This window comes from Pseudomonas sp. 18-147, from assembly GCF_051048045.1.
Lineage (GTDB): Bacteria > Pseudomonadota > Gammaproteobacteria > Pseudomonadales > Pseudomonadaceae > Pseudomonas > Pseudomonas aeruginosa.
Window position 1 is genome coordinate 4,929,371 of record NZ_CP182296.1, and the last position, 24,060, is coordinate 4,953,430.

The 24,060-nt window shown below is 64.7% G+C and carries 26 protein-coding genes; all 26 read left to right on the forward strand.

Features of this window, described 5'->3' with window-relative positions:
* Positions 1 to 82: 82 nt before the first annotated feature.
* On the forward strand, positions 83 to 1,276 hold the full coding sequence (locus tag ACM0M4_RS23495) for a hypothetical protein (RefSeq protein ID WP_026383909.1): 1,194 nt from the start codon (positions 83 to 85) through the stop codon (positions 1,274 to 1,276).
* On the forward strand, positions 1,273 to 3,528 hold the full coding sequence (locus tag ACM0M4_RS23500) for a Mov34/MPN/PAD-1 family protein (RefSeq protein WP_026383910.1): 2,256 nt from the start codon (positions 1,273 to 1,275) through the stop codon (positions 3,526 to 3,528). Before ACM0M4_RS23495 ends, ACM0M4_RS23500 begins: the two co-directional genes overlap by 4 nt.
* Before the next feature lie 45 nt (positions 3,529 to 3,573).
* The gene (locus ACM0M4_RS23505; protein WP_026383911.1) at positions 3,574 to 4,644 is read left to right on the forward strand and encodes a hypothetical protein; all 1,071 of its coding nucleotides are present in this window, start codon (positions 3,574 to 3,576) and stop codon (positions 4,642 to 4,644) included.
* A 75-nt stretch (positions 4,645 to 4,719) separates the two neighbouring features.
* Entirely contained in the window at positions 4,720 to 4,908 is a 189-nt protein-coding gene (locus tag ACM0M4_RS23510; RefSeq protein ID WP_371320082.1) for an IS4 family transposase, read from the forward strand.
* Between the two features lie 439 nt (positions 4,909 to 5,347).
* Positions 5,348 to 5,926, forward strand: a complete 579-nt coding sequence (locus ACM0M4_RS23515) for a PilL N-terminal domain-containing protein (protein ID WP_026383913.1) — start codon at positions 5,348 to 5,350, stop codon at positions 5,924 to 5,926.
* A complete protein-coding gene (locus tag ACM0M4_RS23520; protein ID WP_026383914.1) occupies positions 5,923 to 6,564 on the forward strand; it encodes a hypothetical protein in 642 nt (213 codons plus the stop codon). Before ACM0M4_RS23515 ends, ACM0M4_RS23520 begins: the two co-directional genes overlap by 4 nt.
* Positions 6,565 to 6,578: 14 nt before the next feature.
* The gene (locus ACM0M4_RS23525; RefSeq protein WP_026383915.1) at positions 6,579 to 7,316 is read left to right on the forward strand and encodes a TIGR03759 family integrating conjugative element protein; all 738 of its coding nucleotides are present in this window, start codon (positions 6,579 to 6,581) and stop codon (positions 7,314 to 7,316) included.
* Positions 7,298 to 7,903 (forward strand): transglycosylase SLT domain-containing protein, encoded by a 606-nt coding sequence (locus ACM0M4_RS23530; protein WP_026383916.1) that lies wholly within the window; start codon positions 7,298 to 7,300, stop codon positions 7,901 to 7,903. Before ACM0M4_RS23525 ends, ACM0M4_RS23530 begins: the two co-directional genes overlap by 19 nt.
* A complete protein-coding gene (locus ACM0M4_RS23535) occupies positions 7,900 to 8,448 on the forward strand; it encodes an integrating conjugative element protein (RefSeq protein ID WP_026383917.1) in 549 nt (182 codons plus the stop codon). The genes ACM0M4_RS23530 and ACM0M4_RS23535 overlap by 4 nt, the downstream gene beginning before the upstream one ends.
* A gap of 4 nt (positions 8,449 to 8,452) precedes the next feature.
* Positions 8,453 to 10,636, forward strand: a complete 2,184-nt coding sequence (gene traD / locus ACM0M4_RS23540; RefSeq protein WP_026383918.1) for a type IV conjugative transfer system coupling protein TraD — start codon at positions 8,453 to 8,455, stop codon at positions 10,634 to 10,636.
* Positions 10,633 to 11,394, forward strand: coding sequence for a TIGR03747 family integrating conjugative element membrane protein (locus ACM0M4_RS23545; protein WP_012205979.1), 762 nt, complete (start codon positions 10,633 to 10,635; stop codon positions 11,392 to 11,394). Before traD ends, ACM0M4_RS23545 begins: the two co-directional genes overlap by 4 nt.
* Positions 11,395 to 11,492: 98 nt before the next feature.
* Entirely contained in the window at positions 11,493 to 11,876 is a 384-nt protein-coding gene (locus ACM0M4_RS23550; protein ID WP_012251136.1) for an RAQPRD family integrative conjugative element protein, read from the forward strand.
* The gene (locus tag ACM0M4_RS23555) at positions 11,873 to 12,106 is read left to right on the forward strand and encodes a TIGR03758 family integrating conjugative element protein (RefSeq protein WP_012205981.1); all 234 of its coding nucleotides are present in this window, start codon (positions 11,873 to 11,875) and stop codon (positions 12,104 to 12,106) included. The genes ACM0M4_RS23550 and ACM0M4_RS23555 overlap by 4 nt, the downstream gene beginning before the upstream one ends.
* A gap of 16 nt (positions 12,107 to 12,122) precedes the next feature.
* Entirely contained in the window at positions 12,123 to 12,482 is a 360-nt protein-coding gene (locus ACM0M4_RS23560; protein WP_012205982.1) for a TIGR03745 family integrating conjugative element membrane protein, read from the forward strand.
* A gap of 13 nt (positions 12,483 to 12,495) precedes the next feature.
* Positions 12,496 to 12,906, forward strand: coding sequence for a TIGR03750 family conjugal transfer protein (locus tag ACM0M4_RS23565; RefSeq protein ID WP_023124764.1), 411 nt, complete (start codon positions 12,496 to 12,498; stop codon positions 12,904 to 12,906).
* Positions 12,903 to 13,595 carry a PFL_4703 family integrating conjugative element protein gene (locus ACM0M4_RS23570; protein WP_012205984.1) on the forward strand — a complete coding sequence of 231 codons (693 nt, stop codon included), beginning with the start codon at positions 12,903 to 12,905 and terminating at the stop codon, positions 13,593 to 13,595. The genes ACM0M4_RS23565 and ACM0M4_RS23570 overlap by 4 nt, the downstream gene beginning before the upstream one ends.
* A gap of 5 nt (positions 13,596 to 13,600) precedes the next feature.
* A complete protein-coding gene (locus ACM0M4_RS23575; RefSeq protein ID WP_026383919.1) occupies positions 13,601 to 14,530 on the forward strand; it encodes a TIGR03749 family integrating conjugative element protein in 930 nt (309 codons plus the stop codon).
* Positions 14,520 to 15,929: a TIGR03752 family integrating conjugative element protein gene (locus ACM0M4_RS23580; RefSeq protein WP_012205986.1), complete on the forward strand. Its 1,410-nt coding sequence runs from the start codon at positions 14,520 to 14,522 to the stop codon at positions 15,927 to 15,929. The genes ACM0M4_RS23575 and ACM0M4_RS23580 overlap by 11 nt, the downstream gene beginning before the upstream one ends.
* Positions 15,910 to 16,359 carry a TIGR03751 family conjugal transfer lipoprotein gene (locus tag ACM0M4_RS23585; RefSeq protein ID WP_012205987.1) on the forward strand — a complete coding sequence of 150 codons (450 nt, stop codon included), beginning with the start codon at positions 15,910 to 15,912 and terminating at the stop codon, positions 16,357 to 16,359. The genes ACM0M4_RS23580 and ACM0M4_RS23585 overlap by 20 nt, the downstream gene beginning before the upstream one ends.
* A complete protein-coding gene (locus ACM0M4_RS23590; protein WP_033936266.1) occupies positions 16,359 to 19,268 on the forward strand; it encodes a conjugative transfer ATPase in 2,910 nt (969 codons plus the stop codon). Before ACM0M4_RS23585 ends, ACM0M4_RS23590 begins: the two co-directional genes overlap by 1 nt.
* A gap of 15 nt (positions 19,269 to 19,283) precedes the next feature.
* On the forward strand, positions 19,284 to 20,048 hold the full coding sequence (locus tag ACM0M4_RS23595; RefSeq protein ID WP_026383921.1) for a DsbA family protein: 765 nt from the start codon (positions 19,284 to 19,286) through the stop codon (positions 20,046 to 20,048).
* A 185-nt stretch (positions 20,049 to 20,233) separates the two neighbouring features.
* Positions 20,234 to 20,728: a RadC family protein gene (gene radC, locus ACM0M4_RS23600; protein WP_026383922.1), complete on the forward strand. Its 495-nt coding sequence runs from the start codon at positions 20,234 to 20,236 to the stop codon at positions 20,726 to 20,728.
* A 144-nt stretch (positions 20,729 to 20,872) separates the two neighbouring features.
* Complete coding sequence (locus ACM0M4_RS23605; protein WP_026383923.1) at positions 20,873 to 21,319, forward strand: TIGR03757 family integrating conjugative element protein; 447 nt, start codon at positions 20,873 to 20,875, stop codon at positions 21,317 to 21,319.
* A complete protein-coding gene (locus tag ACM0M4_RS23610; RefSeq protein WP_026383924.1) occupies positions 21,316 to 22,263 on the forward strand; it encodes a TIGR03756 family integrating conjugative element protein in 948 nt (315 codons plus the stop codon). The genes ACM0M4_RS23605 and ACM0M4_RS23610 overlap by 4 nt, the downstream gene beginning before the upstream one ends.
* Before the next feature lie 10 nt (positions 22,264 to 22,273).
* Complete coding sequence (locus ACM0M4_RS23615; RefSeq protein WP_033936267.1) at positions 22,274 to 23,692, forward strand: integrating conjugative element protein; 1,419 nt, start codon at positions 22,274 to 22,276, stop codon at positions 23,690 to 23,692.
* Entirely contained in the window at positions 23,689 to 24,060 is a 372-nt protein-coding gene (locus tag ACM0M4_RS23620) for a hypothetical protein (protein WP_014596088.1), read from the forward strand. Before ACM0M4_RS23615 ends, ACM0M4_RS23620 begins: the two co-directional genes overlap by 4 nt.

Here is a 24,060-nt window from a genome sequence, read left to right on the forward strand (position 1 = left end):
GCCTAAAAAGTAGACGGGTATAAAAAATAGTCGTACATTAACTATACGCGATCACCCTTCGGTCGTCTACCCGGAGACTCCAGTGCCCACAACCATCACGTTTTTTCCCGTCGACAACGGGGACATGACCCTCATCAAGTTCGGCGATCTCGATGCAACAACCCTGCTGATCGACGTAAACATCAGGCAAGACGCCGATGACCCTAACGGGGAGGCGCGCGATGTCGCCAAGGATTTGCGCGAACGACTGAAGAAGGATGAGAACGGCAGGCCGTATGTCGATGCGTTCCTGCTGAGCCACCCGGACCAAGACCATTGCCGAGGGCTGAAGCGACACTTCCACCTAGGGCCACTCGACAAGTACCCGGACGACAAGAAGGACGACAAGGACAAGAAAATCGTGATCCGCGAGATGTGGTCGTCCCCGATCGTGTTTCGACGCACCAGCAAGACGCACACCTTGAGCGACGACGCCAAGGCATTCAACACGGAGGCGCGTCGGCGCGTGCAACTGAACCGTGACAAGAATTTCGCCGTCGGGAACGGTGACCGCATTCAGATCATGGGCGAGGACATCGACGGAAAAACCGATGATCTCACCTCGATTGTGCGGAAGGTGGACACGCGCTTTTCAACGATCAATGGCAAGAGTTCCGCATTCTTTTCTGCGTTTCTTTTGGCCCCACTGGACGCCCAGGATGACGAGGAAGAGGAAGAGTGCCTGGTCAAGAACCAGTCCAGCGTTATTCTGAACATCACGTTGGCGGCTGACGCGCAGACGCCGGATGGTGCGAAATTCCTTACTGGTGGCGATGCTGAGGTGTTCATCTGGAACCGCCAGTGGCAACGCCACAAGGCTGAAGCAGATGTGCTTGAGTACGACATCATGCAGGCGCCTCATCATTGTTCCTGGCATTCGCTGTCCTATGACAGCTGGTCCGACTACCGTGAAAAAGCCAAGCTCGATGCTGATGCCCGCAAGGCGCTTTCGCAGACCCGTGACGGCGCCGTCATCGTCGCCAGCTGCAAGCCGATTGCAGACGATGACAGCGATCCGCCCTGCATCCGTGCGAAGCGTGAGTACGTGACGATCGTGGACGAAGCAAAAGGCGAGTTCTACTGCACAGGCGAGTACCCCAGCGAAAAGTCCGTGGAACCGCTCGTTTTCACCGTAACCGCTCAGGGTGTGCAGCCTCCCTCGAAGAAGGAGTCCGGATCGAAGGCCGCTGCCGTGGTGACCTCTGCGCGCACCCCCATGCCGCACGGAGCATCATGACGGGCACCATCGCAGACGCACTGCATCAACTTCAGCGGCATCGAGGCCTTATCCGCGTTGGCGAGCCAAGGACAACTGGTGCATCGACGGAGATTGAAGTCGATGTTGCGGTCCAACTGCCGAACAGGTCTCGGCGCAATGGTATCTCTGAGACCGGAGTGCGCACCGTCGAGACGTGCGTGCTGGTATTCGGTAGTGACTGGCCCCTGTCCGCACCCGAGCCCTTCTTACGTGCGGACTTCCCGCTCAACTTGCCGCACATCAACCCCCATCGCCAAGGCGAGTTAGTCTCGCCGTGCCTATTCGAAGGGTCGTTGAACGAGCTGCTGCATCGGTTTGGCCTGGACGCCGTTGTCGATCAGTTGATCGACTGGCTGCACAAGGCCGCGGCCGGAACACTCCTGGACCTGGAGCAGGGGTGGGAACCAACGCGCCGAGACAGCTGTCCTTCGACCGTTGTATTCAGTGCCGAGAAGGTCGCGGCCGCCGCTCCCACTGACGGCACGATTCTGGTGGTTCCCGCAGGTTACGTGACGATCGATGGCGGTCTGTACGCCATCATCAACGCCGAACTGACCGCACAAGTCGATCCTGTGTTTTATCAGGATGTTCACAACGACAAGCTGGGCAAATGGGGGAACGGCCATACCGCGGCCTTCATCGCGCGCGCTCCGATGACCGACGGCCTCCCGCATGTGATCGGACGCTATCAACCAGAGACAGTTGTCGATCTCGCGACGCTGCTCGATCGAGCAGCGCAGCTTGGTATTGATCGCGACGCTTTGGCCCAGGAAGTGGACGGTTATTTCGGACGCTCAATCTTGGATATGCGACAGGACTCGCATGGCTGGGTGCATGGTTTGTACGCGATTGTGATTCTGGCTGTGCAAAGGCCCGCGTCGCTTGTGGGCTCGCCAGGGAGGAGTGTCGAGGTATTGCCCTATGTGGTGCGCTATGAACTCAACGCTCAATCGCTCCTGGAGCGAAACGCCACGGTTCACCCGGCCTTTCACGCGCATGCGTTGTCTCCTGAACTGCTGGCAAGGACGTCTGGCATTCCATACGCAGCCACATCACAGCCGCTGGTCGTGCTCGGCTGCGGAAGCGTGGGATCGAAAGTCGCGATGCAACTTGGGCGAGCGGGCTTTGGTTCGATGACTTTCGTCGACAACGAACCCATGTCGCCTCACAACGCCGCGCGGCATGCACTCATTGAGCGGGCATCAGTTCTGGTTCCGCCTCGGAAGTCGGCGCTGATGAAGACAGCCTTTGAATCGCTGTCGCATCTTCAATCGCGAGCGTTCGACACCGACGCAGTGACTCTTTTGGTCGATCCGGAACAGTTTGCGGCAACCGTTCCGCAGGATGCGGCCCTCATCGTGGATGCGACGGCGTCACTTCAGGTGCTGGCTGCAGAAACACAATCGGCAGCGTTGGATCAATCCCCTGCCCGATTGGCACGGATCGCGATGTATGGTCAGGGGCGCTGTGTGGCGGTATTGCTCGAAGGAGCTGGCCGCGCCGGCCGAGTTGACGACCTCACGGCGTTCTTGTTCGAGTGCTGCCGGTTTGCACCGGAACTGCGTGCGTCGATTGCAGGCGATACGTCTGAGCCGACTCGGATTTTCGTGGGTGACAACTGTCGTTCGCTGACGATGCCTATGTCTGACGCCGTTGTTTCGCGGTCGGCGTCACTGGTCGGCCTGCAACTGGAACGATGGCTCGTTGATGGGCTTCCGAAGGAAGCGACGCTTTGCGCCGGAATCTCAGATGCCGAAGGCCTTGGAATGGCATGGACCCGCGCCAGCCTTGGCCCGACCACTGCGCTTGAAGTCGCAGACGATGGTGGCTGGAACATTCGGGTCCTGTCCCCAGTTGCGCAAGCAATCCATGCTGATGCGCTGCGCTGGGGTGCTCTGGAAACAGGCGGCGCCTTGATCGGCCGCATCTCGTTTGAAAATCGAACCATCACCATTGCAGGCCTTGTTGAGGCACCACCTGACAGTGTTCGAGAGACCGCCCGCTTCGTCCTCGGAACCAACGGGCTTGTTCAAAATTTGCGCGCCGCAAATGCGGCCTCTTTGGGGTATCTCGCCTTTATAGGAACGTGGCACAGCCACCCGAAAGGCGGCGCACATTCGGGTATCGACCGAAATACATTGCGCGGCATCGCCGAGGATGCTGGCGGCCTTCCGGCCGTGTCGTTGGTATGGACTCCGACAGGACTCACGTGTGCGGTGGATCGCTGGTAGGTGCAAAGCCACCGGCACTTTGTTGGCATAAAACAAGAGGGATGTATGGCTGACTACTTCGAGATCGACTTTCTTGGCGTCGAAACAGCGAAAAGCGGGGACGCGATCACGCTGCGCTACTCGGTGAATGGCACCGAGGGCGTGCACGTTGTTGACGGAGGGTATCTGGATACGGGTGATGAGATAGTCGAGCATCTGAAGACGTACTATGGAACAACAGTCATCGACCATGTGATCCTCACGCACCCAGATCGCGATCACGCCAATGGGCTACGAAAAGTCCTGGAGCAATGCACAGTCAGGAATCTTTGGATCAACCGGCCGTGGATATACGCGGACCAGTTGATCGATCGCTTTGAGACCTATGAATCGATTGAAGCCCTGCGACGGAAGTTGCGCTCAATCTACGATGCCACGGCAATTCTTGAGGATATTGCGGTGGAGAAGGGAATTCCAATCCATGCCCCCCTTCAGGGGCAGAGCATCGGTCCGTTCGCGGTCATGGCACCTACCCTGGGGCGCTACTTGGACCTGATCGTGGACTCCGCGAAGACACCGGAAGCTGTCGAAGAAAGTGCTTTTGATAGCGCGCTGAGCAGCATATTCCGGGCAGTGAAGGCTGCGACCGCCTACATCAAGTCCCTGTGGGGCGAGGAATATTTCCCGCCTGAGCCGACCAGTCGTGAGAATGAAATGAGTGTGGTGCAGTCGGCTGTCTTGAACGGTCATCGCGTCATGCTTACTGGCGATGCCGGGCGTGAAGCACTGCAGGAGGTGATCGACTACGCGCCTTTCGTGGGACTCGCGCTGCCAGGTATTCGGTATTTCCAAGTGCCCCATCACGGCGGGCGACACAACGTTTCGACCGAAGTCTTGGATCAATTGCTTGGCCCACGGTTGAACAGTATGCCGGACAAGCACCATTGGAATGCCATATGCAGTTCTGCCAAGGCGGATGAGGATCATCCGCGGAAGTCGGTGATTCGCGCTGTATTGCACCGGGGTGGGCACTGGGCGGCAACTGAAAGCCAGAACATACGCATCGGTGCGGGCATCACCCGTGATGGCTGGGTGCCGATTCCTCAAGTGCCATACCCCGAAGATCAAGAAAATTGACTCCGGCAGAAGGACGAAGGTCAGCACCGTTCTGCGCACTTGCTGTTCGACCAAGACGAGTGGCAGGTGACGTACGTGCTCAACAAGAAAAAGCCGCCCAAGGAGGCTCCGGCGCTGAACACGGTGGTGCGCCGGATTGCTAAGCCTGGAGGTTTCCTAGGCCGCAAGGGCGATGACGAGCCCGGAGCCAAGACGCTGTGGCTGAGCATGCGCGATGTGGCCGTGTTCGTGCAGGGGCTGCGATTTGCTCGGATGGCGCTTTGAGATGTGTGTAACTGGATGCATAAAGAACGGCAGGTCAGGCCGCAGCAGCGTGTCCATATCGCGGCGAAAGCCTGCCTTGCCAAGGCGCGCGAGATGCGCATTGGCTTCTTGCGCACTGAGCGTGCCTTTCGTCAGGTGGGCTTGCTGCATTATGTAGTGGCGCCTTGCTGAGGCGGAACCCATGGTTTCGCCACGAATCTGCAATTGATTTGCGAAATACACCGTTTTCCGTCCCGTATTGCGACTTAACTGCAGATCCATCCCTTGATCCATGAGCTACTGGTTGTGCGCAACAGCGGGTGCGTCTGTACCGCCTGGACGATACGCAGTAGGCATCCGGGTTGCCCCTGAAACCGGGCACCACCCAGTTCGCATTTCTGGCTGACCGCGCTGCGGCGCGCCGCCAAGGTATCGGCATCGCAACAGAAGAGCCGATGCCATGCCCGCAATCCATGTATCCCGGCGTCTGGTCGGCGCTGGTCTCCTGGCCGCAGCGCTGGCCAGCGGCTGCGCCACCACGACCGCGCCGCTGGTGCCAGACGCCATAGAAGAAGTCGCCTCCATTCCCCAACCCGAGGCCCCCGAGTTCATTCCCGTCGTGCGCTATGGTCGCTACACGCTGGTCGAGCTGGCACCCACGGCGGCGCAGCGTGACTTGCTGTTGCAGACCATCGACGTGTCCATGCCCGAGGATGCCCGTGCCACGGTCGGCGATGGCCTGCGGCATGTGCTCAAACGCAGCGGCTACCAACTTTGCGAGGCGCCTCGCGCCGTGACCGAGTTGTATGCGCTCCCGCTGCCGGCAGCGCACCTACATCTTGGCCACATGACCTTGCGCGATGCGCTGCTCACCCTGGCTGGCCCGGCCTGGGAACTGCACGCGAATGATCGGGCACGGCAGATTTGCTTTGAGCAGCCTGGAGGCAGTGCGACCGCCGAGCACGCACACGAGCCGCCTGCTGCCGAGGGGGTACAGGCGTTTCCGCTAGTGCCTTCGGTTTTGGGAGGCCAGCCATGAATGCCGCGCAGTTTCCCCGCCGCCCAATCACCGCCGTGGTGTTGCAGAGCCTGATGTGGCTCTGGCTGATCGGCCTCAGCGTTTTCGCTGCCCTGAGCTACCAGACCATGAACGACCAGGCCGACCAGAAGCGGCTTGATTCCCGCCTGCAAAGTCTCGAAGCGCAGGCGACGGGTCTGGCCGAGACGATCGAAGCCATCCAGCAGCGTCCAGCCGTCGCAACAGCGGCAGACTTCAAAGAAACTCGCGAACTCCTGGAAGCACGCGCTGCCCTGGTCGAGACAACGCTGAGCGGCTATGCCGCTGCTGACGACCTTCAGGCTCTTCGTGCGGAAGTCGAGCAGATCAAGGCACGCCAGAGCGCCCTGCGTGCCGCAGCACCCGCTCAGCCGCGCGCACCGAGCAAGCCCACCGCCAAGCGGGAACCGCCGCCACTGCCGTTCCGCATTGTCGGCGCCGAACTTCGCGCCGGCCAGCGCAGCCTGTCCGTCGCGCCGAACAACGGGAACTTCACGCCCGACCAGCTTGAGGTGCTGCTTCCCGGCGATGCCGTCGGCCCGTGGCGCTTGCAGGCGGTCGAGGGCAACTCCGCCGTGTTCCAGACCGGCGACCAGACCCATCGCATGGCGATTCCCTGAGCGGAGCACGTTACATGAGGCCGTCCATCATCCTTTCCGCGCTCCTGCTGGCGTCTGCCCAGTTGTCCGCCTGGGCGCAGCAGCCGGCCACGGCTCCCACCCGCAATACACAAAGTCAGGAGCGCTCGCTGATCGCCCGCTCCGTGGACGACCGGGTGGCAAGCGACTGGGGCCTGCAACCGCAGGAGTGGGCGCGTTATCGCGAACTGATGGACGGGCCGTTGGGCATCTACTCACCCAACCTGGACCCACTGTCCGCCCTGGGCATCGAGGCGCGCACAGACGAGGAGCGGCGCCGCTACGCCGAACTGCAGGTGCAGATCGAAGCGCGCCGTGTCGAGAGACTGCTCGCCTACCAGCGTGCCTACGACGCGGCCTGGCGGCGCCTGAATCCAGGCATGCAGCGGATGAACCTGCCTGACGACAAGCCCGACACCGGCACAAGCGCCAATCCCTTGCGCGGCTCCGGCCGCACGGCGGTGTTCGTCAAGGACGGCTGCGCGGCCTGCGGGCAGCTTGTGCAGCGCCTGCAATCCTCTGGCACCGAGTTCGACCTGTACATGGTTGGTAGCCGCCAGGACGACACACGTATTCGCGACTGGGCCAAGCGTGCGAACGTCGATCCGGCGCGCGTGCGCAGCGGTGGCATCACGCTCAACCATGATGGCGGGCGGTGGCTGTCGCTGAGCTTGCCCGGCGAGCTTCCAGCAGTCGTGCGCGAGGTGAACGGCCAATGGCAGCGCCAGCCTTAGTGGCCACCTCCGTTTCGCAGTGCTTGCGCACACTGGCGCTCGCGGCGGGCCTGTGCGCCTGCGCCGCCCATGCCCAGGAAGTTCCGCCACCGGCTTACCAACTCGCCGCCCAGCGCGCGGGCGTTCCCTCGACGGTGCTCTACGCCGTGGCCTTGCAGGAGAGCGGCATCCGCCGCAACGGGCGCATCGTCCCGTGGCCGTGGTCGCTCAACGTCGCCGGCCAGTCGCACCGCTTCGCTACCCGTGCCGACGCCTGCGCCGGACTGCAGCAGGCGATGCGCTCCACGCAGCACACGCGCATCGACGCGGGCCTCGGGCAGATCAACCTCGGTTACCACCAGCAGCGCTACGCCAGCCCGTGCGACCTGCTCGATCCATACCGCAACCTTGCCATCGCCGCGGAAATCCTGAAGGAGCAGCACACCACTGGCGAGGACTGGTTACTGGCAATCGGTCGCTACCACCGCCCTGCGGGCGGAGAGCCTGCCGCCCGCTACCGGCGCAGCGTGTCGCGCCACCTTGCCCGTGTGCAGGGCACGCGCCCAACCGCTGCGGCACTCGTCGCGCACCAGGAGAAATCCCCATGACGAAGTTCCAACTGACCAATCTCACGCTGAAGGGCCTGCTCGTGCTGCTGGCGGCTCTGCCACTGGCCTCGCGCGCCGGAGAGCCCCTGATCGTCGTCGAGGACCGTGGCGGCACGTCGGCGCTGCCGTACTACGAGGCTCTGAACCTCCAGCCGCGCGCCAATGCCCCGGCCCGACCGCCCATCCCGATGCTCCCGGTGCCCGCCACGCCCATGGACGAAGCCGCGATGTTGCCGGTGCGCAGTGCCAAACTCACGCCTGGCACCGTCGCGCGGCGCGTGATCGAAGCGCCCGGCCTGCGGCCGTTCGCGGTCATCGGCGACGACGAGGCTTCCCGGGCCTGGCTGCAGCGGCGCGCCGCGGCTTTGCGCGAACGCGGCGCGGTCGGCCTGGTGGTCAACGTCGAAACCGCGCAAGGCCTGGCACGGCTGCGTGCCCTGGTGCCGGGCGTAGCCCTTGCGCCTGTGGCCGGTGACGACTTGGCCGAGCGCCTGGGTCTGCGCCATTACCCGGTGCTGATCACAGCCACCGGCATCGAGCAATGAAGCCATGTCGGGGAAACAGCCGGTCGAGGTTTTGCTGCGCCCAGCGGTGGAGTTCTATACCGTCGCGGCGTGTGCAGGCGCCGCGTTTCTGTCCCTGGTGGCCCCGTGGTCGCTCGCGCTGAGCCCCGCCATGGGCGTCGGCAGTGCGCTGGCGTTCTGCGTCTACGGTGCCATCCGCTACCGCGATGCCCGCGTCATCCTGCGCTACCGGCGCAACATTCGCCGCTTGCCGCGCTACGTGATGACCAGCAAGGACGTGCCGGTCAGCCAGCAGCGTCTGTTCGTGGGGCGCGGGTTTCTGTGGGAGCAGAAACACACCCATAGGCTTATGCAGACGTACCGACCGGAATTTCGCCGCTACGTCGAGCCAACGCCGGCCTACCGGCTGGCACGCAGGCTGGAGGAACGACTGGAGTTCGCGCCGTTCCCGCTGTCCCGGCTGCCTGCGCTCACGGGCTGGGATGTGCCTTTCAACCCGGTGCGCCCGCTGCCGCCTGTGGGCGGCCTGCCGCGCCTGCACGGCATCGAGCCCGATGAGGTGGACGTCAGCCTGCCGCTGGGTGAGCGCGTCGGGCATTCGCTGGTGCTGGGCACCACGCGCGTGGGCAAGACGCGGTTGGCCGAGTTGTTCGTGACCCAGGACATTCGGCGCAAGAACGCCGACGGTGAGCACGAGGTCGTCATCGTCATCGACCCCAAGGGCGACGCCGATCTTTTGAAGCGGGTGTACGTCGAGGCCAAGCATGCGGGCCGCGAGAGCGAGTTCTATGTCTTCCATTTGGGCTGGCCGGACATTTCCGCGCGCTACAACGCCGTGGGCCGCTTTGGGCGCATCAGCGAGGTGGCCACCCGTGTTGCAGGACAGCTCTCCGGGGAAGGCAACAGCGCGGCATTTCGCGAGTTCGCCTGGCGCTTCGTGAACATCATCGCCCGTGCCCTGGTGGAACTGGGGCAGCGTCCTGACTACATGCTGATCCAGCGGCATGTCATAAACATCGACGCGCTGTTCATCGAGTACGCCCAACATTACTTCGCCAAGACCGAGCCCAAGGCCTGGGAGGTGATCGTCCAGATCGAGGCCAAGCTCAACGAGAAGAACATCCCGCGCAACATGATCGGGCGCGAAAAGCGCGTGGTGGCGCTGGAGCAGTATCTCTCGCAGGCGCGCAACTACGACCCGGTGCTCGACGGCCTGCGCTCGGCGGTGCGCTACGACAAGACCTACTTCGACAAGATCGTTGCATCGCTGCTGCCGCTGCTGGAGAAGCTCACAAGCGGCAAGATCGCCCAGCTTCTGGCCCCGAACTACTCCGACCTGGCCGACCCGCGTCCGATCTTCGATTGGATGCAGGTGATCCGAAAGCGCGCCGTGGTCTATGTCGGCCTGGATGCGCTGTCCGATGCCGAGGTCGCCGCAGCGGTCGGCAATTCCATGTTCTCCGACTTGGTTTCGGTCGCTGGCCACATCTACAAGCACGGGATCGACGACGGCCTGCCGGGCGCCTCGGCTGGCTCGCGCGTGCCGATCAACGTCCATGCCGATGAGTTCAACGAGTTGATGGGCGACGAGTTCATCCCGCTGATCAACAAGGGCGGCGGCGCTGGCCTGCAAGTCACCGCGTACACACAGACGCTCTCGGACATCGAAGCACGCATTGGCAACCGCGCGAAGGCCGGTCAGGTGATCGGCAACTTCAACAACCTGTTCATGCTGCGCGTGCGCGAGACGGCTACCGCTGAATTGCTGACCCGGCAATTGCCGAAGGTCGAGGTCTATACGACCACCATCGTCAGCGGCGCGACCGACAGCTCCGATATTCGTGGAGCGACAGACTTTACGTCAAACACCCAGGACCGCATCAGCATGTCCAGCGTGCCGATGATCGAGCCATCGCACATCGTCGGCCTGCCCAAAGGCCAGTGCTTCGCGCTGCTGCAGGGCGGTCAGCTTTGGAAGGTGCGTATGCCGTTGCCGGCGCCAGACCCGGATGAAGTGATGCCGGCGGACTTGCAGCAACTGGCCGGGCACATGCGCCAGAGCTACAGCGAGGCCACGCAGTGGTGGGAGTTCACCAGCTCCCCGGTCTTGCAGGACGCGGCCTTGCCGGACGATCTGCTCGATGAGACGGCCATCGCCACACCCATCACCGGCACGGGCGACACGGCCAGCGAAGAGGCCGCGCCATGAGCGATGCCGCCTCGACTGCGCAGCGCGAGCAGAACCGCCGCCAGGGCTTGATCGTCGGCACCATCACCTTGCCGCTCCGGCTGCTCGGGGTGCTGGTCGGCTCGCTGCTGTTCTCGATCCTGATGGAGTGCATCGGCATGCACCTGTTCTGGAAAGACCAGGGCTGGCAGCACTCCCAGCAAATGTTGCAGTACGAGCTGGGGCACCTGTCCAAGCATTTCACGCGCAGCGTGGTCGTGCAGGAGCCGGGGCGAACGGCGCACGAGCTGGTGGACACGGGTTATGAATGGGTGTTCGTGCGATCAGGGCTCCTGGAGCGCATGAGCCAGACCGCCGAGCGCGCCCGCGCGCCCAGCCAGGGGAAAAACCAGGACGGAGGGCGCAACTTCCGCTACTTCATCAGCCAGGTCTATGTCTGGACGGAGAGCTACCTGATCGCCGCAGCCTTCACGACGCTTACTTTCCTCGTGCGCCTGCTGGTCCTGGCGCTCACGCTGCCGCTGATCTTCACGGCCGCTTTCGTCGGCCTGATCGACGGTTTGGTACGGCGGGATGTGCGCCGGTTCGGCGCAGGCCGGGAATCCGGCTTTATCTATCACCGAGCGAAAGCGAGCCTGATGCCGCTGGCCGTGCTGCCCTGGGTCACGTACCTGGCGCTGCCGATCTCGGTGCATCCGCTGCTGATCCTGCTGCCCAGCGCCGGCTTGCTGGGGCTGGCCGTGAGCCTGACTGCAGGGAGCTTCAAGAAGTACCTCTAGGCCATCAATCCGGTCATCCGCAGGTTCTTATTGTTTGCGGCCTGATACGCCTTTGATCGCCACGATCAAGCCATTGCTTATCACACAGGAATGGCGCGATGTTGGCTCCGATCTGGCTGCGCGCCGCGCATCGCGGCGTGCCCACTTTTCTCGTGACGGCCCTGCTGATGGGTCAGTTCCCGGTTGCCTTGGCCGAATCCCCGGCACAGCGCCAGGAGCTGGTTGCCGCGCTACGCCAGCTCGACGCGCTGGAGCGCACCATCGCGGATGGCGCTGCACACGCACCCATCCAGCCGGGCGAGCGCTACCACTTCGATTACCCACGACTGCTGGCTGATCTGGCGCGTGTGCGCGCCGGCATCCAGGCCCATCTCACACCGTCGCGCGCCCAGCCACGCGACCTCTCCGAACTGGCTGGTGAGTACCGCACCGAGCGGACCGCCCCGCCATCGCTGCCGACGACTGCGCAGGGCAGACCATGAACGGCGCCCAGGTCTCGGCATTTCAAGCCAACAGCGGTATCGCGCCGTCCGCGATGGCGACCGTTCTGGTCGGCATCGTGTTTGCGGTTCTGCTCGTCTGGGGCGTCTGGGCCATCCGAACGGCCTACGTGGGGTGGGCCGAGAACCGCCTCAACCAACGCCAGTTCCTCGGCGTCTGCATCCGCTTCGTCGCGATGTACCTCGTCATGACGTTCTTCCTCCTCTCCTGACCTGAAGGGATTGACCATGCCAAACCGCATCCTCACTACTCGTTTTGTCCAACGCGCCGCCGTCGCCCTGGGTGCCGCCGCGCTGCCCGCGCTGTCGTTTGCGCAAGGTCTGCCGCAGCTGGAAAACCCGACCCGCGGCGCCGGCAGCGGCATCATGGAAACAATCAGGAACTACGGCTACGACATCATCATGCTCGTGGCCCTCCTGGTGGTGGCGTCGATGTTCATTGGCGTGTGCTACCACGCCTACGGCACCTACGCGGAAATCCACACCGGTCGCAAGACTTGGGGGCAGTTCGGTCTCACGGTCGCCATCGGCGCCGTCCTGCTCGTGATCGGCATCTGGCTGCTCACCGAAGCCACCGGCATCCTGTAAGCGAGGACGGGCTATGTCCGAGCAACAGCATGTCCGTGCCGATGGGACAGTCACGTTCCTTCCACACCGGCTCAACAGGCACCCGGTGGTCGTGCGCGGCCTCACTGCCGATGAGTTGTGGATTTGCTGCGGCCTGTCCGGCGCTGCCGGCCTGGTGGTTGGCGCGCCGCTGTCCTGGGTGTTACGCACCATTGCCATCGCGCCGACCTTCGTTGTCCTGGGCGTGGCGCTGGGCGTTTTCATCGGCGGCGGCATCCTGCGCCGTCTCAAGCGTGGGCGTCCCGACACCTGGCTGTACCGGCAGTTGCAGTGGCGCATTGCCACGCGCCATCCGCTGATGGCCGGTTGGGTGGGCGGCCATGTGCTGATCTCGCGCTCCGGCTTCTGGACCATCCGCAGGGGCATGCACGGGGGCGCGCGATGAGCCGTTTCAAGAACGAGATCACCCACCTGCAGGCGCACATCAAGACGCTGCGCCTCGGCGCGGGTGCGCTGGTCATCGTCGCCCTGGTCATGGGCGGCGGCTGGTGGAGCGCACCGCGCGATCTGACCATCCACGTCCCGCCTGACCTACGCTCCGGCAGTACCCGCAAGTGGTGGGAAGTGCCGCCCGAGTCGGTCTATGCGTTCACGTTCTACGTGTTCCAGACCCTCAACCGCTGGCCGACGAATGGCGAAGAAGATTACCCGCGCAACCTCCATACGCTCTCGCCGTACCTCACCCCGTCCTGCCAGGCATTCCTCAAGGCGGACTACGACTACCGCCGCAGCACCGGCGAACTGCGCCAGCGGGTGCGCGGCATCTACGAAATCCCCGGTCGCAGCTATGGCGACAACCCCACGGCGCGCGTGCGTGTGATCTCCGACCGCGACTGGGTGGTGACGTTGGACATCAGCGCCGACGAGTACTACGGCGCCGAGCAGGTCAAACGCGCCCTGGTGCGCTACCCCGTAAAGGTCGCGCGGGTGGACGTCGATCCCGCACGCAACCCGTTCGGCCTGGTGATCGACTGCTACGAGGGCACGCCCCAGCGCATCAGCGCACCGGAGCCGACGCGCCCGGTGCCTGGTGGCCTGACGCCGCAAGCGCCTCAAGGAGGTAATTCCCCATGAAGCCCATGAAGCATCCTGTACTCGCGCTGCTGGGGCTGCTGGCCGTGGCCGCCGCAGTGGTCGTGTCCCCCGCTGTCCAGGCGGTGGAGATCCTGCGTTGGGAGCGCATGCCGCTGGCGGTGCCGTTGAAGGTCGGCCAGGAGCGCATCGTGTTCATCGACCGAAACGTCCGCGTGGGCGTTCCCGCAGGCGTCGGTGAGCGCTTGCGCGTGCAGAGCGCGGGCGGCGCGGTGTACCTGCGCGCCAGCGAGCCGATCGAGCCCACTCGGCTGCAATTGCAGGACGCCGACACCGGCGCGCTGATCCTGCTCGACATTGCGGCGGAGCCGCCCAAGGACGGCGAAGCCGAGCTGGAACCGGTGCGAATCGTCGAGGGCAACAACTCAACAGCGCGCTATGGCGATCAGCCTGACGGTGCCGATGCGCCCCATGCACGCGCTCAGGAGCAGGCGGGCACCCGGACGGCGCGGCGCGAAACGCCAATCCCCGTCGTGCTGACACGTTTTGCTGCGCAGAACCTCTACGCACCGCTGCGCACCGTGGAAGCCTTGCCAGGCGTCATGCGGGTCAACCTGCGCCGCGACCTCGACCTCGGCACGCTGATGCCGACCTTGCCGGCACGCGCGGTCGCGCTCGCCTCGTGGCGCCTGGAAGACCAGTGGGTCACTGCCGTGCGCCTGACCAACAGTAGCAGCGACTGGATCAGCCTCGACCCGCGCGTGCTGCAAGGGGATTTCCTCACCGCCACCTTCCAGCACGAGGCGCTTGGCCCGCGCGGAACCCCCGAGGACACCACCGTCCTGTACCTGGTGACGCGCGGGCACGGCCTCGCGCAATCGCTGCTGCCGGCGATCCATCGCTTCGACCCCGCTGTGCATCTCCCGCAGCCCAAAGCAGCAGCCAGCGACGACAGGGAGGCCCGCCATGCGCAGTAACGGACTCCTGAAGTGGCTGCTGATCCCCGTGGCCCTGCTGGTGCTGTTTGTCGCCATCCGGCTGTTTTCCGGTGGCGGTGCGTCGGCACCGCCTGTCGCGGATGGCGGCGGCAGGCTTACGCCGGAAGAAATGAAGGCGCTGGGCATCGAGGGTGACACCCCGCGCGACACCGTGGCGACGCTGGTTGCCCAGGTGAAGCAGTTGCGCACCGAGCTTCAGACCGCGCTGTCCGACAACAGGTCGCAGCGTGAGGAGAACCAGCGACTGCGCCAGCGCGAGAACGCCATCGACCAACGCATCAGTTCCGCCCTCGAATCCGAGCGCTCCAACCTGCGCCGCGACCAACAGCAGGCGGCCAGCGCGCGCCAGCAGACCGAGGGGCTGCTCGCTGACCTGCAGCAGCGCCTGGACAGCATCGGCGGGCGTGGCGGCGGCCATGCCGATTTGCCGGTGGGGCTGGGCCTGCGTGACGGCGACGAGGCCGGCATGGAAGGCGGTATGCGCTGGGTGGAGCCGGATGACGCGAAACAAAGCGACGGGCGTGGCAGGTCGAATGGCGGCATAAGCTTCCCCACCAGCTTCGGTTCCGCACAGAGCACGCTGGAAACCACAGCGCAAACCGTGGCGAACGCGGGCGCACGCGCGGCAGGCGTCAAGAGCCCGACGCCCGTCTATACCGTGCCGACCAACTCGACGCTGATGGGGTCGGTGGCGATGACGGCGCTGATTGGCCGCGTGCCGATCGACGGCACGGTGAACGATCCATACCCCTTCAAGGTCTTGGTCGGGCCTGACAATTTGACCGCGAACGGCATCGACATTCCCGATGTGGCCGGGGCCGTGTTCTCCGGCACCGCATCGGGCGACTGGACGCTCTCCTGCGTGCGCGGCCAGGTGCGCAGCATCACCTTCGTGTTCCATGACGGGACCATCCGCACCATCCCCGAGGATCGTGAGGGCAACCAGCAGAACAACCAACAACGCGACGGCCTGGGCTGGATCAGCGACCCGCACGGCATTCCCTGTGTCAGCGGCGAGCGGCGCAGCAATGCGCAGCAGTACCTCGGCACCCAGGCGCTGATCACGGCGGCTGGGGCTGGCGTGGCCTCGCTGATCGAATCCGACAGTGGCAGGGCGTCCTATGTCGGCGCCGACGGCTCCATCGGCAGCGTGGGCATCAGCGGCCAGGAAGCCGTGGGCCGGATTCTCGCCAGCGGCGTCCAGGACATGTCGAGCTGGGTCAACAAGCTCTACGGCCAGGCCTTCGCTGCCGTTTATGTGCAGCCCGGTGCCAAGGTCGCCGTCCACCTCGAAAAACCGCTCGCCATCGACTTCGATCCCGAAGGCCGCAAGGTCGATCACCGCGCAGGAGAAAGCCATGCCCTCGAACTTGAATAGCTGGGCTCAGGGCCTGGCGCTGGCCTTGGCCGTCGCGCTGCTCGGTGGCTGCGCCACCAGCAAGGAAAAGCTGCTGACCCACGGCGACAGCACGATGATGAACATCTGGCAGCAGAACGCCGGCGACGGCGGCGGTGGTGCCGGCCAGGTAGCGCGCAGGCAGTTGCTCGATGCGCGCCAGAGCCTGCGCAGGCCGCTGACCGAGATGGACGTGCAGGCCGCGCCTGCCGAGCAGATGCGCTACACGCGCACGGCGCGCAACGAGGTCTACCGCCAGTTCCAGCGCCTGCCTAACCCCGATCTCGTGATGTACGTGTATCCGCATTTGGCGGGCACCGACCCAGTGCCGATTCCGGGCTATACGACCGTGTTCCCGCTGTACCAGCGCGTGCAGTACGCCATGCCAGGCGAGCGCGTGGAGGATTACTGATGCGCTGGAAACTCCCCAGACCGAAGCCGACCGCGCCGAAGCTGGCCGCATCCGATGCTGACGACGACGAGCAGCCGGACGGCTGGCAACGCCACGTCGAGGCACTGCGCCAGGTCGGCATCCCCGAACCCGGCACGGCGGTGCAAGGCCGCAGGCCGGCGACCCTGGCAGACGAGCAGGCGCTGTACGAGGTCGCGCCGTCGTTCGTGGAACTGCTGCCCTGGGTGGAGTTCCTGGCGCAGTCGAAAGCCATGTTGCTGGAGGACGGGCAATCGGTGGCGGCGTTCTACGAGCTGGTGCCGCTGGGCACCGAAGGCCGGGAACCTGGCTGGCTCGCGCAGGCCCGCGATGCCTTGGAAAACGCGCTGCAGGACAGTTTCGATGAACTGGATGAGAACCCCTGGGTGCTGCAGCTCTACGCTCAGGACGAGCCCAGTTTCGACCAGTACATGCAGACCCTGCGCGACTATGTGCAGCCGCGCGCCCGTGAGACGGCGTTCACCGAGTTCTACCTGCGCTTCTTCGGCCATCACCTGCGCGCGGTGGCCAAGCCGGGCGGTCTGTTCGAGGACACGGTGGTCACACGGCTGCGCTGGCGCGGCCAGACCCGGCGTGTGCGCATGGTGGTCTATCGCCGCGTGACCGGCCAAGGGCAAAACAGCCGCCGCGGGCAGACGCCCGAGCAGATGCTCAATATCGTTTGCGACCGCCTGTGCGGCGGACTGGCGAACGCCGGCATTCAGGCCCGGCGCATGGTGGCTGCGGATGTTCACGACTGGCTGCTGCGCTGGTTCAACCCGCGTCCCACGTTGCTTGGGCCTGGGGCCGAAGACAGGGAGCGCTTCTATGCGCTGGCGCGCTACCCCGACAGTACGGAGGCCGGCGAAGACGGCGAGATCGAATTGGCGAGCGGGCGGGATTTCAGCCAGCGGCTGTTCTTCGGCCAGCCGCGCTCCGACGTGGCGCAGGGCACCTGGCATTTCGACGGCCTGCCGCACCGCGTGCTGATCACCGACCGCCTGCGCATGCCGCCGGGCACAGGGCACCTGACCGGCGAGACACGCAAAGGCGATGCCATCAACACGCTGTTCGACCAGATGCCCGAGGACACCACCCTTTGCCTGACGATGGTCGCCACGCCGCAGGATGTCCTTGAGGCGGACTTGAACCACCTGGCCAAGAAAGCGGTCGGCGAAACCCTGGCGTCGGAGCAGACGCTCAAGGACGTGCATGAAGCCCGTTCCCTGATCGGCAGCGCGCACAAGCTCTATCGCGGCACGCTGGCGTTCTACCTGCGCGGGCGCGATGAGGCGGAACTGGACCGACGCGGCCTGGATCTGGCGAACGTCATGCTCAACGCTGGCCTGCAGCCGGTGCGCGAGGACGACGAGGTGGCACCGCTCAACAGCTACCTGCGCTGGCTGCCGTGCTGCTACAACCCCGGCCAGGATCGGCGCAAGTGGTACACCCAACTGATGTTCGCCCAGCACGCGGCGAACCTCTCGCCGGTGTGGGGCCGCGCCCAGGGTACGGGGCACCCCGGCATCACGATGTTCAACCGCGGCGGCGGGCCGATCACCTTCGACCCGCTCAACCGCCTGGACCGGCAGATGAACGCCCACCTGTTCCTGTTCGGCCCGACGGGTTCGGGCAAGTCGGCGACCCTCAACAACCTCTTGAATCAGGTCACGGCGATCTACCGACCCCGCCTGTTCATTGTCGAGGCCGGCAACAGCTTTGGCTTGTTCAGCGACTTTGCCCGGCGCCTGGGCCTGACCGTGAACCGGGTCAAGCTCGCGCCGGGCTCGGGCGTTACCCTGGCGCCGTTCGCGGATGCGCGCCGGCTGATCGAGACGCCCAGCGACGTGCAGACGCTCGACGCCGATGCCCTGGACGAAGACCTGCCGCCCGATGCTGTGGCCATGGAGGCAGATGAGCAGCGCGACGTACTGGGCGAATTGGAGATCACCGCGAGGCTGATGATCACCGGTGGCGAAGACAAGGAAGAAGCCCGGATGACGCGGGCCGACCGCTCGCTGATCCGTCAGTGCATCCTCGATGCCGCAGAACACTGCCACAGCAAGGATGGCGAGAAGCGCACCGTGCTCACGCGCGATGTGCGCAATGCGCTGCGCACGCGCAGCCAGGACCCGACGCTGCCGGAAATGCGGCGTGTGCGACTGCTGGAGATGGCCGACGCCATGGACATGTTCTGCCAAGGCACGGACGGCGAAATGTTCGACCGCGACGGTTCGCCGTGGCCCGAAGCCGACATCACCCTGGTCGATCTGGCGACCTATGCCCGCGAGGGCTACAACGCGCAGCTCTCCATTGCCTACATCAGCCTGATCAGCACGGTGAACAACATTGCCGAGCGCGATCAGTACCTGGGCCGCCCGATCATCAACGTCACCGACGAAGGGCACATCATCACCAAAAACCCGCTGCTCGCCCCCTACGTGGTGAAGATCACCAAGATGTGGCGCAAGTTGGGGGCCTGGTTCTGGCTCGCCACACAAAACATCGACGACTTGCCGCGCGCCGCAGAGCCCATGCTCAACATGATCGAGTGGTGGATCTGTCTGTCGATGCCGCCCGATGAGGTGGAGAAGATCGCCCGGTTCCGCGAACTCTCGCCTGCGCAGAAGGCGCTGATGCTTTCAGCGCGCAAAGAAGCTGGGAAGTTCACCGAGGGCGTCATCCTCTCCAAGAGCCTGGAAGTGTTGTTCCGGGCCGTGCCACCGAGCCTCTATCTCGCGCTCGCGCAGACCGAACCCGAGGAGAAAGCCGAGCGTTACCAACTCATGCAGCAGCACGGCATCAGTGAACTCGACGCGGCCTTCAAGGTGGCCGAGAAGATCGACCAGGCGCGCGGCATCGAGTCGCCAGCCTTGGGCCTGCCGCAATAGCCGCCGGAGACTGCCGTGAAACCGAAACGTCCTTCCATTCCTATGCCGGTGCAGGCGTTCCGCCGTCGGCGCTCGCGCAAGCGCTGGCCCTGGTTCTTGGCCGCTGGCTTGATCACACTGCTGCTGATCTGGCTCGTGTCCCGCACTCCCAGCGAACCCGCGTCGCTGGCTCCCGCGCCGGTCAGTGCTGCGCAGGTAGCCGGACCTCCCTGGCAGATGGGCAACCCCGAGGGCCGATTCACGCTGACGCTCTATGCCGACCTCGAATGCCCGTTCTGCCGAGCGTACTTCCCGCAGCTCAAGCGCTGGGTGGGCGCCAACGCGGACGTAGCCCTGCAATGGCAGCACCAGCCGCTGGCCGTACACGAACCAGCCGCATCCGCCGAGGCACGCCTGGCAGAGTGCGCCGCCGAAACAGGTGGGCATGCAGCCTTCTGGCAGGCCATCGAATGGGTCTATGCGCACACGCGCAGTGACGGCCTGGGATTGCCCGAGGGTCTGCGCTATCCCGGCCTCAACCCAGCCGTCGAGAAGTGTTTGGCCAGCGAGCGGCCCGTAGCGTTGATTCGCGCTCAGGCCGAGGAAGCCACGAAGGGCGGCGTAACTGCGACGCCATCGCTTCGGCTGCATGATCGTCAGACCGGCCAGGCGATCCTGCTGCAGGGGCCGATCGAAGGCGATGCACTGCTGTCGGCCATGGACATGCTGGCGGCTGAGGATTCGGTCACTTCACCCACTACCGAAATGCCTGCCGACGTCGTCGGCGACATGCCCAGGTAGCCTGCGGTCATTGAGGCTACGGCGCAGCACGCTGCGCTGACCGCTACCCGTTCGCCTCGCATCCTGCCACGAACGATCACCGCAGCAGCGGTGATGGATGCACCTTGTTCCGTTGTTCCATTCCCTGGAGGGCCTGCCCTCCAGGGGCATGTGCGCCCTCCGATTTCCCTGCCTGGAGGTTCGCCATGTCTGTCGTCATCAATGACTCCTGCCTGGAGTCGCTTTCCGATATTTCTGTTCAGAACGAGGACTGGATCGTCCAGCAAGCCATCGTGTTGCTGGAGCGACGGGTTTTCAAAGCAGGGCCACGTCTTGAGCGGCCCGCTGCGGTCAGGGACTACCTTCGCTTGAAGCTGGTCGCCGAGCCCAATGAGATATTCGTCGTCGTGTTCATGAACAGCATGCACGACGTGCTGGCCGTGGAGCCGATGTTCCATGGAACGATCAATGCGACCTCGGTTTATCCGCGTGTCGTGCTGCAGCGAGCGTTGCAACTGAACGCCGCTGCGGTCATCTTCGCCCATCAGCACCCCTCGGGCACCACCGAGCCATCCAATGCGGATCGCTTGCTGACCGAACAGTTGAAGACGGCCTTGGCGCTTATCGACGTGCGGGTACTCGACCATTTTGTGATTGGTCAGGGCGCACCGTACTCATTCGCCGAGTCTGGTCTTTTGTAATCACAGCGGGGGCTTCGGCCTCCGCTTTCTTCCATGCGGCAGCATCGAACAGGTATGCGGGGTGCCCGCGATGCGCATTGTTTGTTGGGGCGGCAGCGGGTTCGCGTTCGACTATGGCTCTGATCAACTTCCAGGGCACGCGACATGCCAGCATCTTTATTCCGCTTCGCATCCGGCTGGCGAACCCTTGGCCTGGCCGTTGCACTGCCGGCATCCTTGGCCGTTTTCAGCCCAACCACCTTCGCCGCCGATGTGGTGGTCGTCACCGACAGCCGCCACCCGGTCAAGACCATGGGTGGGGAACGGCTGATCGAGCTGGATGAAGGCCCGCGCATCGAAGCCGAGCTTTCCGCACAGCTGCCCGCCGATCCTGAGCAGGCCGCGGTCATCGTCAAGCGCCGCCTGAACAACGGCGGTGCCGACCTCCAGCGCCGCATTGCGTCGGCATACCAGGGCGTCGCCGACGCATGGAGCCTGGGTGTCACCAGCATTCCGGCGGTCCTGGTGGATCAGCGTTACGTGGTCTATGGCGAGCCGGACGTGGCCCGTGCCGTCGCGCGCATTGCGCAACACCGGAGGCCGCAGCCATGACCCGACCCTTCGAGCGGATGCGCCGCCTGCGTGCTGGCGTGGCCTCAGTGCTGCTGCTCAGCGCCACGGGCAGCTACGCCCTCAACACCGCAACCATCGTTGGCTCAGTGGCATCGCCAGACTGCCTCGAATACCGCGTCGTCGGCATCTGCTACTGGCTCTACTGCACCTGGACGGGCTGCACGGTGCGCACGTCCATCAAAGTCCGCCACTACATCCCCGATGCGGTCGTCTCCAGCTACAGCAACACCGGCGAGAACCCCTGGGTCGAAGTTCGACCGATGAGCACGCCCAACCCTTCGGCCCAGGCCGGCGGAGACGGCACCACCAACGAAGACCACGAGAACAATCTCGCCAAGTTCAAGAACGCGGATGTCATCGGCCATCCCGGCGTCGAGGTGTTCAACCAGTTCGTCTCATCGTCGGGCTACTTCTGCGAGGGCGCGGGCACGGCGTTCATGCCGTACCTGCTCAGCACCCTGGACACACTGGCCTGGCGCTACAACGTGCCCGAGATGGTCTACCCGGAGGCGCTGATTCCTGGCAGGCGCGAGGTCGGCGCGCGCACCACGATGAACCTCTGGGGCAACGTGTATCCGCGTGGCGGCTTCCTGCACCAGGCCGACGACCACAAGGCCGGCGCCGTGGTGGCCCAGCGCGCTGGCGATGTCGTCACGCGCCGTGGGCAGATTCACGTCTATCAGCCGCTGCTCGCCAACTCGCGGCCCGGCTACTGGCCTGCCGGCGCGCTGATGGAAGGCGATGCCTCGACGGGCAAGTGGCAGGAACTCACGCCCGTCCTGTCCTCGTCCTGCACGGTGTTCCCGCGCAGCGGCTTCCTGACCCAGGCGCAGCAAGGCGACTACGCCTGGGCGCTGTGGCGTCCCTATGCGTGCTGCGAACGCCGGGGGCAAATGTTCCTCGGCAGCGTCGATTTCCAATGAGGGTACGGCGATGAAGCGTCCTGAACTGATGAACCTCTCCCCAAAGGCACGCCGCCTGCTGCGCCCCATGGTATTGGCTCGGGTATCGGCTGGGCTGCTGGCTGGCGGACTCGTTCTTGGCGGCGGCCTGGCGTGGGCGCAGACCGGCTTTCAAACCGGCGGCTCCGTGATCGGCGACGAGGTGATGTATTCGATTGGCGGCGGCAGCGCAGTGTCCATGGGCCGCGCTGCCGGCATGCGCTCGATCGGCGTTGGCGTGGGCTGGAACAGCAACCTGATCTGCGGCGACATGAGCATCCAGACCACGCTGCGCAACCAGCTCAACGGCGTCACCAACGGCTTTCAGCAGATCATGAGCAACGTGATCCAGAGCGCCACCAGCGCGGTGGCATCGCTGCCTGCGCTGATCATCCAGCGCGCCGATCCCGGCCTGTACAACCTGCTGACCAACGGCGTGCTGCAGGCGCGCCTGGATTTCGACCGCTCCAAGCTGACCTGCCGTGCCATGGCCGAGAAGATGGCCGACACGGCGGGCGGACAACTCGGCTGGAGCCAGATGGCCGAAGGCATGGCACTGCGCGATGCGGTGTCGAGCACGGATGCCGTGTCGGCAATTGAACAGGCGGAGACGCGCCGCGGCAACGACGGCGTGCCTTGGGTGGGTGGTAGCAATGCGGGCGGCGCAGGCCAGTCGGCCATCCGCGTGGTCGGCGACGTCACCCGCGCAGGCTACAACCTGGTCAACGGCCGCAGCGTGACCGACACATCGTCCATCGCTGCCGCCAGTTGCGCGAGTCTGTCTTGCCAGACCTGGACCTCGCCACAGCAGGCGACCGAATGGGCCACACGGGTTCTCGGCGAACAGGTGCAGCGCACTTGCGATGCCTGCACCAAGACCGAAACGGTGCCCGGCGTCGGGCTGACGCCGCTGATCCAGGAGGAGTACGAGGCAAAGCTGGAAGCCTTGCAGGAACTGGTCTCGGGAACGCGCAACACCACCTTCGAGAACCTGCGTGCGGCTGGCAGCACCTCGCTGCCCATCACACGCGGCGTCATCGAGGCGCTGCGCGACGAGCCGGATCAAGACCTGCTGGCGCGGCGCCTGGCCTCGGAGGTCGCGCTGGCGTCGGTGCTGGAGAAGGCATTGCTGCTCCAGCGCACCCTGCTGACCGGCAAGAAGGAGCCCAACGTCGCGGCGAACCAGTTGGCGGTCGAGGCCGTGAACCACGAGAGCGACACGCTCGACCAGGAAATCCGCAACCTCAAGACCGAGCTGGAGCTGCGCCGCGAGCTGGCGAACAACTCGCCCATGGCCATCATCCAGCGCCATGGCACACGCGCGGCTGGCTCACGTGGCATCTACGAAGGCGATCCCATTCCCGACCGCCTCGACCGGCTCCAGAAGGGCAATCCGGGAGGCAACCCATGAACCCGTCGCGTGCCAGCTGGCTGCGCCCGCGCTGGCTGTTCAACCGGCGCGCGATGAAGGCGCTGCTGTGGACGGTGTTGCTCGTTGCCGCCGCTGTGGGCGCCAACATCGTCGGCATTTATCTCGTCGGCAGCGTTGCCAACTGGGAGCGGTGGCTGGCGGCCACGGCAGGCTACTTTCTAGTGTGGCGGATGTGCCTGTACGGCGCGACAGCCTACGGCTGGGTCTGGATGCGCCGCCGGCTGCTGGCGCGTGAGGCCCAACGCGGGGCTGATAGGCAGGCGCGACGGCGCCTGCTGCGCAGCGAGATCGCCGGCGTCGCCGCCATTGTGGCGCTGGAAGCCAGCCTGTTGATGCAGGCCGCTTGA